Source organism: Phenylobacterium sp. (genome assembly GCF_036264965.1).
GTDB lineage: Bacteria > Pseudomonadota > Alphaproteobacteria > Caulobacterales > Caulobacteraceae > Phenylobacterium.
The window spans coordinates 1-15,410 of record NZ_DATAPY010000059.1 but is presented as its reverse complement, the minus strand read 5'-3'; the positions used below and the strand labels follow the sequence as shown (position 1 = coordinate 15,410).

Genomic DNA, 15,410 nt, shown 5'->3' with positions numbered 1-15,410 from the left:
CCACCACGGGATGGCGCGCAGCCTCGGCCTCGAAGGCCGTGGAGCGGTCGACGCTCGGGCGGCTCGCGCCCACGTCCTCGGCCCATTCGGCGACGCCTGAGGCGACGTCCAGGCGGGCGGCGGCCGAAGCCGCGGCCTGGATGTCGGCGGCCACGCCGACGGCGGCGTCGCGCCACGCCTCGAAGGTGTCGAGCTCGATGGCCAGCGCCCGCTCGGCGGCCTGGGCGATCCTGGCGTCCAGTTCGGCCAGTTCGACGGTGGTGAAGCGGACCTGATTAGCGAGCGTCTGGCGGTGGATGAAGGTGGCGTTGAGCGGCGCGGCGAACAGCGGCTCGGCGGCCTTGGCGGTGGTCTCCACGAAATAGCCCAGGACGGCGTTGTGGCGGATCTTCAGGCCCACGCCGCTGTCGGCGGCCAGCTGCGCTTCCAGGCCCAGGATCACCCGACGGCTGTCGTCGCGCAGCGCGCGGGCCTGGTCGAGCTCCGGCCGCACGCCCTCACGCACGAAACCGCCGTCGCGGGCCAGCGACGGCAGGTCGCCGCCCAGGCCTTCGTCCAGCAGGGCGCGGAACTGGGCCAGATCCGGATGCAGGGCCGGATTGAGCGCGGCCAGCGCCTGGGCGATCTCCGCTGGGAGTTCGATGAGCGGGTCCTTCGTGGAGACGAACAGGCCCGTCACCACTTCGCCGATCGCCAGGCCATCGCGCAGGGCGCCCAGGTCGCGCGGGCCGCCGCGGCCGAGCGCCAGGCGCGAGAGCGCGCGAGCCATGTCGCCCAGGCCCTTCAGCGCCTCGCGCAGCCTCTGCCGCTGGGGCCGGTGCTCGCAGAACCAGGCCACCGCATCCAGTCGTGCGTCGATGGCGGCGGGGTCGAGCAGCGGCCGGGCCAGGCGGGCGGCCAGCAGGCGCGCGCCGGGCGCGGTCACTGTGCGATCGATGGCCCCCAGCAGTGAGCCGTCGCGCGACCCGGAGGTGGCGCGCTCGATCTCCAGGCTGGTCCGGGTCGCCGGATCGATGGCCATGACGTCGGCCTCGCCGGCCCGACGCGGCGCCGACAAGGCGGGTAGTTTGCCGGCCTGCGTGGTCTCCAGGTGGGCGGCGATCAGGCCCAGCGCCGAGACCTCCGCGCCCGACAGCGCGCCGAACCCGTCGAGGGTCTCGACGCCATAAAGCCGCTTCAGCCGCGCCTCCGACGCCGCCGGCTCGGCGAGCGCCTGGGGCAGGGGCTGGACGAAGCCGCCGGCCGCCTTCAGCGCCGCGGAGACCTGCTCATCGACGAACAGGCGATCAGGGACCAGAATCTCCGAGGGGCCCAGCGCAGCAAGGGCGGAGGACAGGCCCGCGACGCTGGTCGCCAGGCATTCCACCTCGCCGGTGGAAAGCTCGACACTGGCCACCGCCGCCTGGCCGCCGCGCACTGCGATGGCCGCCAGCCGATTGGAGCCACGCGCGTCCAGCAGGCCTTCCTCGGTCAGCGTGCCTGGCGTCACCACCCGCACCACGTCGCGGTGGACCACCGACTTCGACCCGCGTTTCCGGGCCTCCGCCGGGTTCTCCATCTGCTCGCAGACGGCGACCTTGAAGCCGGCGCGGATCAGCTTGGCGAGATAGGCCTCCGCCGCATGCACCGGCACGCCGCACATGGGGATCGGGCTTCCGCCGTGCTGGCCGCGCGCGGTGAGCGTGATGCCCAGCGCGACCGAGGCCTTCTGGGCGTCCTCGAAGAACAGCTCGTAGAAATCACCCATCCGGAAAAACACCAGGGCGTCCGGCTGGCGGGTCTTGGCCTCAAAATACTGCGCCATCACCGGCGAGGCGCCGGCGGAAGGATCGGGGAGGGTTGTGGGAGACGGGGCGTTCATGGGCCGCGTGACGCTAACTGTCGTAGCGAGTCCCGTCAGCCCCTCGGGCCCCTTGAACATGAGGCGAACAGGCCCAAGCTGTGGATGGATGCCTGTTCATCGTGGAGCTTCGTCCAGTTGAGCTTCGTAGTCTTCCCCGCCGGACCGTCGGATGCCGAGGAGTTGGCGCGCGTGCACGTGGCCTCGTGGCGCGAGACCTATCGGGGTCTGTTGGCTGACGCCTTCTTGGCGCGGATGAGCGAGCCGGGGTTCACCCGGCGCTTCCGGCGGGCGCTGACGGAGCCGGGCGACAGCGTCACCCTGGCGGCCGCCGACCGCTACGGCCTGGTGGGTTACGCCCAGGGCGGCGCCTCGCGGCGCGGGGGTGTTTCGCTGAAAAGCGGGGGCGAGGCGGAGATCGCCACCCTCTATCTGCTGCGTCAGGCGCAGGGCCAAGGGCTGGGCGCGAAGCTGATGGCGCAGACGGCGCGGGCGCTGGCGGCGCAGGGCGCGACCTCGCTGATGGTCTCGGTGCTGCGCGACAACCTGCGGGCCCGTGGCTTCTATGAGCACCTGGGCGGCGAACCGGAGGCTGCGCGGCAGGAGCCGGGCCCCGGCGGGCGGCTGCTCTATGAAGTCGCCTACCGCTGGCGGGACATCCGCAGCCTCATCAGCTAAGCGACCGGCTCCGGCGCGGCGTAGGTCAGGGAGACGAACACGTCCTCCAGGTCCGGGTCCTCGGTGGAGATGTCCTTGATGTGCAGGCCGGCGGCGCGGATCGCGGCCAGCACCTGCTCGACGCTGGATTGCCCCGTACGGTAGCTGACCGAGAAGCCGCCGGCCGAGGTCAGCGCCGTCTCGAAACCCTTCAGGGGCGGCGCTTCCGTGACGGGCTCCTGCGGGGTCACCAGAACCTTGCGGGTATCCATACGCGCGAGCAGCGTCGTGGTCGGCTCGCAGGCCACCACCTGGCCGCGGTTGATGATCGCGATCTGGTCGCAGAGCTCCTGGGCCTCTTCCAGGTAGTGCGTCGTGAGCACGATGGTCACGCCCTTGCGGTTCAGTTCCAGCACATAGGCCCAGAGCTGGCGGCGCAGCTCCACGTCGACGCCGGCGGTCGGCTCATCGAGGATCAGCACCGGTGGGTTGTGGACCATGGCCTTGGCGACCATCAGCCGGCGCTTCATGCCGCCGGAGAGTTGGCGGACGTAGGCCGAGGCCTTGTCGGCGAGGCCCAGGGCGGCCAGCAGTTCGTTGGTGCGGCGCTCGGCCTTGGGCACGGCGTACATGCCCGCCGCCACCTCCAGCGCCTCGAAAGGGGTGAAGAACGGGTCGGCGGCGATCTCCTGCGGCACCACCCCGATGGCGGCGCGGGCGTCGCGCGGCCGTTCGTCGATATCGCGGCCCCAGATGGTCACCGTGCCCGAGGTCTTGCGGCACAGGCCTGCCAGGATGTTGATGAAGGTCGACTTGCCGGCGCCGTTCGGACCCAACAGGCCGAAGATCGAGCCGCGCGGGATCGCCAGGTCGATGCCCTTCAGCGCCCGCATTTCCGGCGTCGTCTTCGTGGCCGCGTAGGTCTTGACCAGGCCCTTGGCCTCAATCGCGTAGTCCGGAAGGTCCATCTCGATCCTGTCGTTGCCCTCTCCACATTGACTGGGAAAGCCGCGCTCGCATACCTAGGCGCGCGGTGGCCCCTTCACAATCGGGCCGCTCAGAAGGATTGCCCGATGGCCCGCAAAGCCGCCTCCAAACCGCTCGTGAAACCCGCCTCGGGCAAGAAGAAGCCGGAACCGGCCCCGGCCAAAGGCGCCCTGGTTCCCAACCTGCCAGCGCCCGAGGTCATCATCGTGCGCTCCAAACGCGTGGCCTGCGATGGGGTCGGCGGCGCGCTGGGCCATCCGCGGGTCTATCTGGAGATGGGCGAGGCCGATTTCGTGGAGTGCGGCTACTGCGACCGCCGCTTCGTCCTGGCGAGCGGGACCGAGGGCCTGGAGAATGAGCTGATCGCGCCCGGGGTGTACGAAGGCAGTCACGGACACTGAGCCTTCCCTCCCCGTTCTGGGGAGGGTGGCGAGCGTCAGCGAGACGGGTGAGGCTATGTGGGCCGAAGCGCTGACTCAGAGTTTGAACGCGACTTCCTCACCCTGATCGCTTCGCGATCTGTCCCTCCCCATCAAGGGAGGGAAATCGGAGCCCGCATCCATTTGGATGCTGGATAGCCCTGAAGCCCATGGTTGATTGCGAGCTTGAGGCGCAGTCTGTCAGTGCGACCGGGGTCTGTTCCCGCGCTGCGGGCGTGCGTTTTCCCTATGGACGCGTAGCTGGTGTTCATAGGCTCTTCGCCGGGCGACATCCGCGCGACCCTCTGGCCAGAGCCGTCCAGCGAAGTGTGCGGCTAAACCGAGGGCCGCCAAGACGCTGCAAACCAGCAGAAGCCGGTGGCTTCGCTGAAGATCGGCGAGCGTGATGAAAAGCGTGCCGTGATCCTCGAACGGCAAGGTGAAGGGCGGATTCGGCCGAAGGGGCCGATGACCCGCCCAACTCATCACGAGGGCGCCGTAGGCAAACCAGATGCCGACGCCAGCCCAAAGCAGCAATCTACCGACCCAGCGAACGGCGAAATAAGCTCGGGGCCCGTCCGCCACCTTCATCACCGCCATCCGCTGTGACCCGGCCCCGCTACACCCGCAGCGGCATCAGGATGTACTGCACGTCCGCGTCCTGCGGATCGAGCACCAGGGCCGGGTCGTTCGGGCCGCCGAAGCGCAGTTCCGCCAGTTCGCCGGAGATCTGGTCGGTGATGTCCAGGAGGTAGCGGGCGTTGAAGCTGAGCTCGAAGGCGTCGCCGTCGTAGTCCAGTTCCAGCTCTTCCACCGCCTGGCCGGCCTCCATGTTGCGGACCGTCAGCACGCACTTGCCGCCTTCGACGGCCATGCGCACCGAGCGGGACTTCTCCGCCGAGATCGTCGCCACCCGGTCGACGGCCTGGGCGAACAGCTTGGAATCGACGCGCACGATACGGTTGTTGTCCTTGGGGATCACCCGCGGATAGTCGGGGAAGGTGCCGTCGATCACCTTGGAGGTGAGCGCCGCGCCGCCGAAGTCGAGGCGCACCTTCTGGGGGCTGATCTGCAGCTCGACCTGCTCGCCGGCGTCGTCCAACAGTCGCCGCGCCTCGGCGATGGTCTTGCGCGGCACGATGACGCCCGGCAGGCCGGCCGCGCCCTCAGGCGCCGCCATCTCGGCCAGCGCCAGGCGCGAGCCGTCGGTGGCCACCGCGCGCAGCTTGGTCTGGCCGTCCTCGACCACCGTATGGAGATAGAGGCCGTTCAGATAGTAGCGTGTCTCCTCCGCCGAGATCGCGAACTTGGTCTTGTCGATCAGCCGGATCAGGTCGCCCACGTCCACAGCCATACGGCCGGAGAGGCCATCCGAGGTCATTACCGGGAAGTCGCCGGCCGGCAGCACCGGCTGGTTGAAGCGGCTGCGCCCGGCCGAGACCGTCAGGCGCGGATCCTCGCCCGTGAAGCTGAGCACCACGTCGGCGCCTTCCGGCAGCTTGCGGACGATTTCATAGAGGGTGTGGGCCGGCGCGGTGATCTGGCCGGGCTGGTCCACCTGGGCCAAGGCCTGGTCGATGATCTCCATGTCGAGGTCGGTGGCCGAGAAGGTCAACCGGTCGCGCTCAGCCGACAACAGCACATTGGACAGGATCGGGATGGTGTTGCGCCGCTCCACCGCGCTCTGCACATGCCCCAGCGCCTTAAGCAGCGCCGCCCGCTCGATCGTCAGCTTCATGTCTTTGTCCGAACCGCACCGCGCAGGCGCGATTCGCAGCCTGCGCCCCCCGACCTGGAAGGACTTGCGACATTAGCCATTTTGCAGACGGACGGAAGGGGCGCTCAGGCCTCAGGCGCGGCGATCCACAGACCCGCCCGGATCGGCGTCATCACCGCCCGCGTAAGGGTTGCCACCCGCGCCTTTCGGCTTGGAGCCCTCGGGCTGGACCGGCCCTTCCTTGGCCGCGACCACGACCATGGCCGGACGCACCAGGCGGCCGAGCAGTTCGTAGCCGGGCTGCATGACCTCGACGATGCCGCCGGCGGCCACATCGGTGCCGGGGACCTCGGTGATGGCCTGGTGCTGGTGGGGGTCGAACTTCTCGGCGCGGCCCGGCGCGATGCGCTTCAGGCCGTTGCGTTCGAAGGCGCCCTGCAGCTCCTTCTCGGTCATCTCGATGCCGAGCACGAAGTTCTTCACCGCCGCATCGCCGTTGTCGGCGGGCTCGTGGCTCAGGGCGCGGGCCAGGTTGTCGGCCACGCCCAAAAGGTCGCGGGCGAACTTCTGGATCGCATAGGCGCGCGCGTCGTTGGCCTCGCGCTCGGCGCGGCGCTTGGTGTTCTCGGCCTCGGCGGCGTAGCGCAGGATCTGCTCCTTCAGCGCCGCGGTCTCGGCCTTCAGCGCCGCCAGTTCGCCCTCTTCGGCCTCAGCGAGGAAGGCGTCGGCTTCATCAGGGATATCGTCTTCAGACATCTAGCTCTCGTCTCTCAATCCTGGCCGCTCAGGCGTTCATCACCTGACCCAGCACCCGCGCTGTATAATCCACCAGCGGGATGATGCGCGCATAGTTCAGCCGGGCCGGGCCGATCACGCCGATCGCGCCCAGCACCCGCTGTGAGCCCGTCATATAGGGCGCCGCGATCACGGCGGAACCCGAAAGCGAGAACAGCTTCGTCTCCGCCCCGATGAAGATGCGTACGCCCTGGCCCTCGCGGACCCCGTCCAGCAGGGAAATCAGCTGCTCCTTCTGCTCCAGGTCCTCAAACAGCGAGCGCACCCGTTCCAGGTCGTCGGCGGCGCCCGGTTCGTCCAGCAGGTTGGCTCGGCCGCGCACGATCAGCGCCCGGTCCTCCGCCTCGCCGCCGCCCCAGGCCGCCAGGCCGTCCTCCACCAGCCGCGCAGCGCTGGCGTCGAGTTCGCGCCGCGCTTGGGCGATATCGGCGGCCAGGTCGGTCTTGGCCTCCACGAGGGTGCGGCCGCGCAGGCGCGCATTGAGGAAATTTGACGCCTCGATGAGCGCCGAAGGCGTCACTCCGGCCGGCAGGCGGATCAGCCGGTTCTCCACCGTGCCGTCGGCGAAGACCATGATCGCCAGGGTCCGCTCGACGCCCAGCGAGACGAATTCCACATGCTTGACCCCGGCGTCGCGGATCGGGGTCACCACCACGCCGGCCCCGCCGGCCAGGCCAGAGAGGATGGAGCTGGCCTCGTTCAGCGCATCTTCGAAGTTGCGGCCATGGGCGTGCAGGCGGGCCTCGATGGCCTGGCGGTCCACGGCGCCGACGTCGCCCACCTCCAGCAGGCCATCGACGAACAGGCGCAGGCCCGCATGCGTCGGCAGCCGCCCGGCGCTGACATGCGGCGCGCCCAAGAGGCCCAGCTGTGTCAGGTCCTGCATCGTGTTGCGGATCGAGGCCGGCGACAGCGGCAGGCCGCCCTTCGACAGGGTGCGCGAGCCCACCGGCTCGCCGGTCTCCAGATAGCTCTCCACGATGCGCCGGAAGATGTCGCGCGCGCGTTCGTCGAGTTCGGCCAGGGTGGGACCGGAGGCGAAGAGCGGGGTGTTCACGTGGCCGGCGGCGGGTTCTCGGGTGGCGTCCATGGACGGGACCTTGCCGATCTAGGATAAGCGCCGCGCAAGTGGGCGCAAGCCGCGCCCTGTCCCAGCTGAAGTCCCAGGAGTCCCTATGCGCCCCTCCGAACGCCTCGCCGACGTGTTACGGCCTGTCACCCTGGAGACCGGCGTCAACCGCTACGCCGAGGGTTCCTGCCTGGTCAGCTTCGGACACACCAAGGTGCTGGTGACCGCCAGCCTGGAGGAGGGCGTCCCGGGCTTCCTGCGCGGCAAGGGCCAGGGCTGGGTCACCGCCGAGTACGGCATGCTGCCCCGCGCGACGCACACCCGCGGCCGGCGCGAGGCCGCGCAGGGCAAGCAATCAGGCCGCACCCAGGAGATCCAGCGGCTGATCGGCCGCTCCATGCGCGCCATCGTCGACCTGAAGGCGCTGGGCGAGCGGCAGATTTCCATCGATTGCGACGTGATCCAGGCCGATGGCGGCACGCGCACCGCCTCGGTGACCGGCGCCTGGGTCGCCCTGCGTCTGGCCACCAAGTACCTGTTGGATGAGGGCGTGATCACGGCCGACCCGATCCTCGACCAGGTGGCGGCGGTGAGCTGCGGCGTGTTCAACGGGACGCCCGTGCTCGATCTCGACTACGAGGAGGATTCCAACGCCGAGGCGGACTCAAACTTCGTGCTGACCGGCCGTGGCGACATCGTCGAGGTGCAGGCCACCGGCGAGAAGCGCGGCTTCTCCGAAGCCGAATTCGAGTCGTTGTTCTCGCTCGCGCGCAAGGGCATCAGCGAACTGGTCATCCTGCAACGCGCCGCAACGGGCGGCTGAATGCGAAAACGGGCGGCTGGTTTCCCAGCCGCCCGCTTCAAACCACCTGAGTGGTCTTTTGGTCTTAGAGCCCACCCACGAGATAGCGGAAGGCCGAAGGCGGCATCCGGTTCAGCTCGCGCGCCAGCGGCGCGAAGAGGGCGTTCAGAACCCGTTCAATCGAAGCGATCATCGGGACACTCCTTGTGCAGTGCAATATTGTGCGCCGCATATAGGGAGCGAGCATTGAGATTGCAAGGCTTCTCACGGCCACGCCGTGATGTCGCATCGCAATGCGGTAAACCTACTATCCGTCTTCGTCGTCCGGCAAGTCGTCGGAGGGACCGGCCTCGTAAGTCAGCAAGTCACCCGGCTGACAGTCCAGTTCACGGCAGAGCGCCGCCAGGGTGGAGAACCGTACGGCCCGCGCCTTGCCGGTCTTCAGGATGGAGAGGTTGGCGATGGTGACGCCGACCCGGTCGGCGAGCTCGGTCAGCGACATGCGGCGTTCGAGCAGGACGCGGTCGAGTTGGACGCGGATGGGCATGGCTGCTGGGCCGCCTAGATCGTTAGCTCAGCTTCACGCCGCAGGCGGGCGCCCTCGCGGAACACCTCCGCGAGCACGAAGACCACCAGGACGGAAAACCAGGCGGTGAGGCTGAGGTCGGGCTTCACGTCCTTGATCCACGGCAGGAACGGGCTGAGGCCCCAGACGCAATAGCGGCCGATCTCCAGCGCCGCCAGCATCAGGCCGATCAGGCGCAGGCGGCCGACATTGGTCGGATGGAAGGGATCGCCGGCGGTGAGCGTCGTGAAGATCTGCCGCAGCGAGTGGACGATCACCAGCACCCCGCCGATCGACAGGCCGAACACCACGAGCATGCCGGCGAACAGCGGTCCGCGGGTCGCCACCACGGCGGCGTTCTTGCTCATGATGTCGGGGAAGAGGTCGGGGTTGAAGCTGAACAGCAGGGCCGCCAGGGTGGCCAGGGCCACGGCGCCCAGCGCGATCCAAAGGGCCGCGAAGACCACGTCGAGGATGATCTTCAGGAAACTGGAGACCGATCCCGGTCCTAGCGCGCGCATCCCGTCAGCTCCCCTCTACGGCATCTTGGGCGACGCCAAAACCCGCCCCGGCGGCGTCCCCATGGAGCGCGGCGGGAGCGGGTCGGACGAACCCCAAGGCGATAAGCCTAGTGGATCGAGGCGGCGACGGCGACTGCCAGCATCGGGGTCAGGGCGAGCGCCATGAAGATGGCAAGGGAAGCGCGGTCGAAGGTCTTCATCACATTCGAGAACATGGTCTGTTCCTTTCATTCGAGTTTGCTGCGGCGCAGCGTAGATTTGGGCCGGACGATCCGCCTCAATGCCGCTATTCAATACGCCCGCATCGATTAGCGATCAAATTAACATCGAGTAACGATATTAAACTTTCGCAATGCAACACGACGGGCGGGCGCTATGGTCCCTTCCGCGTAAACGGAGCGTGAATCCATGGCGCTAAAGCTGGAGCCCGGGACCCGGCTGGTGGTGGCCACACACAACCCCGGCAAGGCCCGCGAACTGGCCGAGATCCTCGAGAACCGCTTCGTGCTGGTGAGCGCCGGGGAGCTCGGCCTGGCCGAACCGGACGAGACCGAAACCACCTTCGTCGGCAATGCGCTGCTGAAGGCCCGCGCGGCCGCCGAGGCCAGCGGCCTGATCGCACTGGCCGACGATTCCGGCCTGTCGGTGGCGGCCCTGGACGGCTCGCCGGGCATCTATTCGGCCCGCTGGGCCGGGCCCGGCCGCGACTTCACCGTGGCTATGAAGAAGGTCGAGGAGCGGCTGGAGGAAACCGGCGCCAAGGATTTCGCCGCCTGGTTCACCAGCGCGCTGGCCGTCGCCTGGCCCGGCGGCCCGGCGGTGGTGGTCGAAGGCCGCGTGGACGGCGCGCTGACCTTCCCGCCGCGCGGCGATCGGGGCTTCGGCTATGACCCCATTTTCATCCCGGAGGGCGAGACCCTGACCTTCGGCGAGATGGACCCGATCACCAAGGACGCCATGAGCCACCGGGCGCGGGCCTTCGCCAAGCTGAAGGCGGCGCTCTTGTGACCACCGGCCCTAAGTTGGGGGTCTACGTCCACTGGCCCTATTGCGCGCGCATCTGCCCCTACTGTGACTTCAATGTCTTCAAGGCGCGCGGCGGGGACGAGCCGGCGGTCCTGGCGCGCGCCATCGTCGCCGACCTGGAGGCGCAGGGGGCGCTCACCGGACCGCGGGAACTGACGTCGATCTTCCTCGGCGGCGGCACGCCCTCGCTGATGGACCCGGCGTGGGCCGGCGAGATGATCGCCGCCGCCAAGCGGCTCTGGAGCCCCGCAGCGGACCTGGAGGTCACCCTGGAGGCCAATCCGACCGATGCGGAGGCCGAGCGGTTCGCCGGCTTCGCGGCCGCCGGGGTGAATCGCCTGTCGCTGGGCCTACAGTCGCTCGATGACACGGCGCTGAGCTTCCTCGGGCGCAACCACGACGCGGCGACCGCGATCCGCGCCACCAAGGCCGCGACCGCCGCGTTTTCCCGGCTCTCCATCGACATGATCTACGCCCGGCCCGGCCAGACGCCGCGGGCGTGGGCGCAGGAGCTGCAAACAGCCGTCGATCTTGGGGCTGAGCACGTCTCGCCCTATCAGCTGACCATCGAGGCGGGCACCGCCTTCGACCGCGCCGTGCGCCGCGGAACCTTCACGCCACCGGACGCCGACACCGGCGCCGAGCTCTTCGACACCACCCAGCGCGTGCTCGAGGCCGGCGGCTTCGAGGCCTACGAGGTCTCCAACCACGCCCGCGGCGAGGCCGCCCGCTCCCGCCACAACCTGATCTACTGGCAGGGCCACGACTATGTCGGCGCAGGACCCGGCGCCCACGGCCGGATCACCGACGGCGGCGCCAGGCAGGCCACCCGCGCCGCCGCCCGGCCCGCCGACTACATCGCCCGCGTCGCCGAGGCCGGCGTGGGCTTTGCGGAGCGCGAGACCCTCAGCCCTCACGAGGCGGCGCAGGAGCGGCTGTTGAGCGGGCTGCGGATCAGTGAGGGCGTGCCTCTGGTCGACGTGGCGGCCCTGGAGATCGCGCCCGGCCGGATCGCCGACCTCATGGCGCTGGGCCTGCTGGCCGACGACCCGCAGCGGCTGCGGGCCACGCCGGCCGGCCGGCTCGTCCTGGATCGGTTGACGCAAGAGCTGGCCCTTTGACATCGCGGGCCTGACACGCGAACCCTCCGCCATGGCCCGACGCCTTCCGCCGCCCGACCTGGACGATTCGCCCCTGGCGCCAGGGCTCTACGTGGTGGCGACGCCGATCGGCAATCTGCGCGACATCACGCTGCGCGCCCTCGACGTGCTGGCGGGCGCGGACCTGGTGCTGGCCGAGGACACCCGCGTGGCCGGCAAGCTGCTCAGCGCCTATGGCCTCTCGGCCAAGCTCGAACGCTATGACGAGCACGGCGCGGAACGGTCGCGTCCCAAGGCCATGGCGGCCCTGGCTGAGGGCAAGTGCGTGGCGCTGATCTCCGACGCCGGCACGCCGCTGGTCTCCGACCCCGGCTACAAGCTGGTCCGCGAGGCCGCGGCCGAGGGTGTCGCGGTGTTCCCGATCCCTGGGCCGTCAGCCCTGCTGGCGGGCCTCTCCGCCGCCGGCCTGCCCACCGACCGGTTCCTGTTCGCGGGCTTCCCGCCGCCGAAGAGCGCGGCGCGGCGCACCTTCCTGGAGGAACTCGCCCCGATCCGCGCCACCCTGGTGTTCTTCGAAGGCGGCTCGCGCCTGACCGCCAGCCTGAGCGACATGGCCGCGGTGCTGGGCGGGGCCCGCGAGGCGGTGGTCTGCCGCGAGCTGACCAAGCTCTACGAGACCCTCTATCGCGGCCCCCTGGCCGAACTGGCCGCCGATCCACGCCTCGACGCGCCGAAGGGCGAGATCGTCATCCTGATAGGCCCCGGTCACGAGGTCGAGGCCACGGCCGGCGATATCGATACCGCGCTCGCCGACGCGCTCCTGCGCCTGCGTCCCGCGGAGGCGGCCGCCGAGGTGGCCAAGGCGCTCGGCCTGTCGCGCCGCGATGTCTATCAGCGGGCGATGGCCCTGCGGGCCAAACCATGAGCCGCGCGGAGGTCCGCCGGGCCCGCGGCCGCGCCGGACGCGAGGCCGGCCGACGCGCCGAGGTGCTGGCGGCGATCTGGCTGATGGCCAAGGGCTACCGCATCCTGGGATTCCGCCTGAAGACCCGCCAGGCGGAGATCGACCTCCTGGCCCTGCGCGGTAAGGTGCTGGCGGCGCTTGAGACCGTCACCTTCGACCAGCGCGAGCGGCTGCGCCGCGCGGGCCTGGCGTTGGCGGCGGGCCGTCCGGCGCTCAGCGGAGCGGCGGTTCGCCTCAACCTCATAGCCCTCGCGCCGGGCAGACTCCCCAGGCATATTCCCGACGCTTGGAAGGGAAGTTGAGGGGACCGGCTGGGGACCATGGGCCGCGAGGAGGCTGAAACCGTTCTGCTGGCCGCCGGCGCCGGCGCCGACACAGACTTCCCGTTGCTGGAAGCCGCGATCGCGTGTGCGATCCACGAGGATCCCAGCCGCGACCCGCAGAACGCCCGCGACCTAGCAGCGGTGGGCGTCGAGCGCCTGGCCCAACGGCTGAAGCAGGAGAGCGCCGAGGAGGCCCTGGCGGAAAGCATGGCCGGCGACCTGCGCCTGTCCGGCGATCTCCTGACCTACGAAGACCCCGACAACGCCGACCTCATCGCCGTGGCCGAGCGGCGCAAGGGCCTGCCGGTGACGCTCGGCGTCTTCTACCTGCACGCGGCGCGGAAGTGCTCGCTGACGGTGCAGGGCGTCGATTTCCCCGGCCACTTCCTGCTGCGCATCGAGACCGAGGAGGGGCCGCTGGCGCTGGACCCGTTCTCCGAGGGCCGCGTAGTCCTCCCGTCCGAACTCACCCGGCGCGCCCTGCACGCGGGCCTGACCCCCAACGTCGCCGACCGGCTGGACCGTCTCATGGCCCCGGTCAGCGACCGGGCGGTCCTGATGCGCCTGCAGAACACCATCTTCGCCCGGGCCAGCCAGATGCGCGATTTCGCCCGGGCCGAGCGCGCCGCCCTGCGCCGCGCTCTCCTGGACCCAAGCGATCACCGCCCCTGGCTGGACGTCGCCGCCGCCCGCGAGGGCCAGGGCGCATTGGCCGGATCTCTGGAGGCGTTGGCGAGGGCGACGGAGCTCGACGGCGGCGCGGCTCTGGCGGCGCGGGCGCAGCGCGAGCGGGTCAGGCTGCAGTTGAACTAGCGGGCGCGAGCCACCTAGCGTCGCGCCGCCTCCCAGCCTATGTCCCGTGGCTCAGGTTCGCCGGGAGAAGACCCCATGCCCTTGAAGGTCGCGGTGCAGATGGATCCCATCGAGGGGATCAACATCGAGGGCGACACGACCTTCTTGATGATGGAGATGGCCCAGGCGCGCGGCCACAGCCTGTTCGTCTACACCACCCAGACCCTGGCCATGGAGGAGGGCCGGGTTTCCGCCCGCGGCCGCGATGTCACCGTGCGGCGGACCAAGGGTGACCACGCGACGCTGGGCGCCTGGCGCAAGGTCGATCTGGCGGCCTTCGACGTGATCCTGCTGCGCCAGGACCCGCCCTTCGACATGAACTACATCGACTCGACCTTCTTCCTGGAGAAGGTCCACCCGAAGACGCTGGTGGTGAACGACCCGGTCTCGGTTCGCAACGCGCCGGAGAAGCTGTTTGTCACCGATTTTCCGGGCCTGCAGCCGCCGACCCTGATCACCTCCGATCGCGAGGCGATCGCCGAGTTCCGCGCCCGGCACGGCGACGTGGTGCTGAAGCCCCTCAACGGGCGCGGCGGTTCGGGCGTGACCCGGCACCTGGCGGACGACCCCAACCTTGAGGCCCTGCTGGAGATCCACGCCGAGCTGAGCCCCGAGCCGGTGATCCTGCAGAAGTTCTTGCCGTCGGTGACCAAGGGCGACAAACGCATCCTGCTGATCGATGGCGAGGCGGTGGGCGCCATCAACCGCGTGCCGCAGAAGGGCCAGATCCGCTCCAACCTGGCGGTCGGCGGCCGCGCCGAGGCCGTGGAGCTGACCGTCCGCGACCATGAAATTTGCGCCGCGATCGGCCCCGAACTGAAGAAGCGCGGCCTGCTGTTCGTCGGCATCGACGTGATCGGCGACTATCTGACCGAGATCAACGTCACCTCGCCGACCGGGGCGGTGGCGCTGAAGACCTTCAGCGGAATCGACGCCGCCGATATCCTCTGGCAACGGATTGAAAGCCTTCGCGCCAAGGCCTAGGCTGTTTGTGCAAGACGCCCCGACAAGTCACGGAAACGTCTCACTTTCCCCATAAGTTCTATTTTTGTTCTTGATCTGAGCGCGGCCCTGTGGTGCGTTCTTGTGGATAACTGACGCTCGACCACAAGGTCTTGAGGCTGGGGACGAAGGATGGCCGCTCGGGTTGTGACCGTGGCGTTTGAGGGCGTCGATGCCCGGCGCGTTGATGTCGAAGCTCAGCTGACTGGGGGCGAATTCGCCTTCATCGTGGTTGGCCTGGGCGACAAGGCAGTTGGCGAAAGCCGCGAGCGGGTGCGGGCCGCCTTCACCGGCCTTGGCCTGGCGATGCCGGGCAAGCGGATCATCGTCAACCTCGCGCCGGCCGACTTGCCCAAGGTGGGCAGCCACTATGACCTGCCGATCGCATTGGCGGTGATGGTCGGCATGGGCGTGATCCCGCCGGACGCGCTCACCGACTGGGCCGCGGTGGGCGAACTGTCGTTGGACGGACGCATCGTGCAGACGTCCGGGGCCCTTCCCGCCGCCGTGGCCGCGGGCAGCATGGGTCTGGGCCTGATCTGCCCCGAGGCCTGCGGGCCGGAGGCGGCGTGGGCGGGCGAGACGCGCGTGTTGGCGGCGCCGTCGCTGATCGCGCTCGTGAACCACTTCTGCGGATTCCGATGATGCCGGCCACCTGTACCGATATGAAGCCGGCCGGCGTACCGATCTGAAGCCGGCCATGGTTCCGATTTGATGTCGGCCACCTTGGACGGGCCCTGTGCGGGTCTTTGGGGAAGGTCTCGGGATTAG

At 69.4% G+C, this 15,410-nt stretch carries 16 protein-coding genes and 1 pseudogene; 10 read left to right on the top strand and 7 right to left on the bottom strand.

Annotated elements, in window-relative coordinates; translation table 11 throughout:
* The coding region (mutS, locus tag VHS75_RS08290; protein ID WP_329638136.1) for a DNA mismatch repair protein MutS at nt 1–1,861 on the bottom strand (1,861 nt) is incomplete at its 3' end.
* A 117-nt stretch (nt 1,862–1,978) separates the two neighbouring features.
* On the opposite strand from mutS, the gene VHS75_RS08285 reads away from it, so the two are divergent.
* On the top strand, nt 1,979–2,518 hold the full coding sequence (locus tag VHS75_RS08285) for a GNAT family N-acetyltransferase (RefSeq protein WP_329638135.1): 540 nt from the start codon (nt 1,979–1,981) through the stop codon (nt 2,516–2,518).
* Here VHS75_RS08285 and VHS75_RS08280 read toward each other — a convergent pair.
* Nucleotides 2,515–3,465 carry an ABC transporter ATP-binding protein gene (locus VHS75_RS08280; RefSeq protein ID WP_329638134.1) on the bottom strand — a complete coding sequence of 317 codons (951 nt, stop codon included), beginning with the start codon at nt 3,463–3,465 and terminating at the stop codon, nt 2,515–2,517. The genes VHS75_RS08285 and VHS75_RS08280 overlap by 4 nt on opposite strands.
* A gap of 105 nt (nt 3,466–3,570) precedes the next feature.
* On the opposite strand from VHS75_RS08280, the gene VHS75_RS08275 reads away from it, so the two are divergent.
* On the top strand, nt 3,571–3,885 hold the full coding sequence (locus VHS75_RS08275) for a zinc-finger domain-containing protein (RefSeq protein ID WP_329638133.1): 315 nt from the start codon (nt 3,571–3,573) through the stop codon (nt 3,883–3,885).
* Between the two features lie 637 nt (nt 3,886–4,522).
* Here VHS75_RS08275 and dnaN read toward each other — a convergent pair.
* The 3 genes from dnaN to hrcA form a co-directional block, all read right to left on the bottom strand.
* Entirely contained in the window at nt 4,523–5,641 is a 1,119-nt protein-coding gene (gene dnaN / locus VHS75_RS08270) for a DNA polymerase III subunit beta (RefSeq protein ID WP_329638132.1), read from the bottom strand.
* Between the two features lie 111 nt (nt 5,642–5,752).
* Nucleotides 5,753–6,376: a nucleotide exchange factor GrpE gene (grpE, locus tag VHS75_RS08265; protein ID WP_329638131.1), complete on the bottom strand. Its 624-nt coding sequence runs from the start codon at nt 6,374–6,376 to the stop codon at nt 5,753–5,755.
* 28 nt (nt 6,377–6,404) lie between these two features.
* Entirely contained in the window at nt 6,405–7,505 is a 1,101-nt protein-coding gene (hrcA, locus tag VHS75_RS08260) for a heat-inducible transcriptional repressor HrcA (protein ID WP_329638130.1), read from the bottom strand.
* An 85-nt stretch (nt 7,506–7,590) separates the two neighbouring features.
* Here hrcA and rph point away from each other — a divergent pair, with 85 nt between their 5' ends.
* Complete coding sequence (gene rph / locus VHS75_RS08255; protein WP_329638129.1) at nt 7,591–8,307, top strand: ribonuclease PH; 717 nt, start codon at nt 7,591–7,593, stop codon at nt 8,305–8,307.
* A gap of 286 nt (nt 8,308–8,593) precedes the next feature.
* Here rph and VHS75_RS08250 read toward each other — a convergent pair whose 3' ends face one another.
* Nucleotides 8,594–8,833 (bottom strand): helix-turn-helix transcriptional regulator, encoded by a 240-nt coding sequence (locus tag VHS75_RS08250; protein WP_329638128.1) that lies wholly within the window; start codon nt 8,831–8,833, stop codon nt 8,594–8,596.
* Between the two features lie 14 nt (nt 8,834–8,847).
* Nucleotides 8,848–9,372, bottom strand: coding sequence for a DUF2975 domain-containing protein (locus VHS75_RS08245; RefSeq protein ID WP_329638127.1), 525 nt, complete (start codon nt 9,370–9,372; stop codon nt 8,848–8,850).
* 408 nt (nt 9,373–9,780) lie between these two features.
* Between VHS75_RS08245 and rdgB the strand changes: the two genes are divergently transcribed.
* The 7 genes and pseudogenes from rdgB to VHS75_RS08210 all read left to right on the top strand — a co-directional run.
* The gene (rdgB, locus tag VHS75_RS08240; protein WP_329638126.1) at nt 9,781–10,380 is read left to right on the top strand and encodes an RdgB/HAM1 family non-canonical purine NTP pyrophosphatase; all 600 of its coding nucleotides are present in this window, start codon (nt 9,781–9,783) and stop codon (nt 10,378–10,380) included.
* Entirely contained in the window at nt 10,377–11,519 is a 1,143-nt protein-coding gene (gene hemW / locus VHS75_RS08235; protein WP_329638125.1) for a radical SAM family heme chaperone HemW, read from the top strand. Before rdgB ends, hemW begins: the two co-directional genes overlap by 4 nt.
* A gap of 31 nt (nt 11,520–11,550) precedes the next feature.
* Nucleotides 11,551–12,423, top strand: coding sequence for a 16S rRNA (cytidine(1402)-2'-O)-methyltransferase (rsmI, locus tag VHS75_RS08230; protein WP_329638124.1), 873 nt, complete (start codon nt 11,551–11,553; stop codon nt 12,421–12,423).
* On the top strand, nt 12,420–12,764 hold the full coding sequence (locus VHS75_RS08225) for a YraN family protein (protein ID WP_329638123.1): 345 nt from the start codon (nt 12,420–12,422) through the stop codon (nt 12,762–12,764). The genes rsmI and VHS75_RS08225 overlap by 4 nt, the downstream gene beginning before the upstream one ends.
* 18 nt (nt 12,765–12,782) lie before the next feature.
* Nucleotides 12,783–13,598 (top strand): SirB1 family protein, encoded by an 816-nt coding sequence (locus VHS75_RS08220; protein ID WP_329638122.1) that lies wholly within the window; start codon nt 12,783–12,785, stop codon nt 13,596–13,598.
* 75 nt (nt 13,599–13,673) lie between these two features.
* A complete protein-coding gene (gshB, locus tag VHS75_RS08215; RefSeq protein WP_329638121.1) occupies nt 13,674–14,621 on the top strand; it encodes a glutathione synthase in 948 nt (315 codons plus the stop codon).
* Between the two features lie 150 nt (nt 14,622–14,771).
* Nucleotides 14,772–15,275 (top strand): annotated as a pseudogene (locus VHS75_RS08210) (magnesium chelatase domain-containing protein); the annotation flags it as partial.
* Between the last annotated feature and the right edge of the window lie 135 nt (nt 15,276–15,410).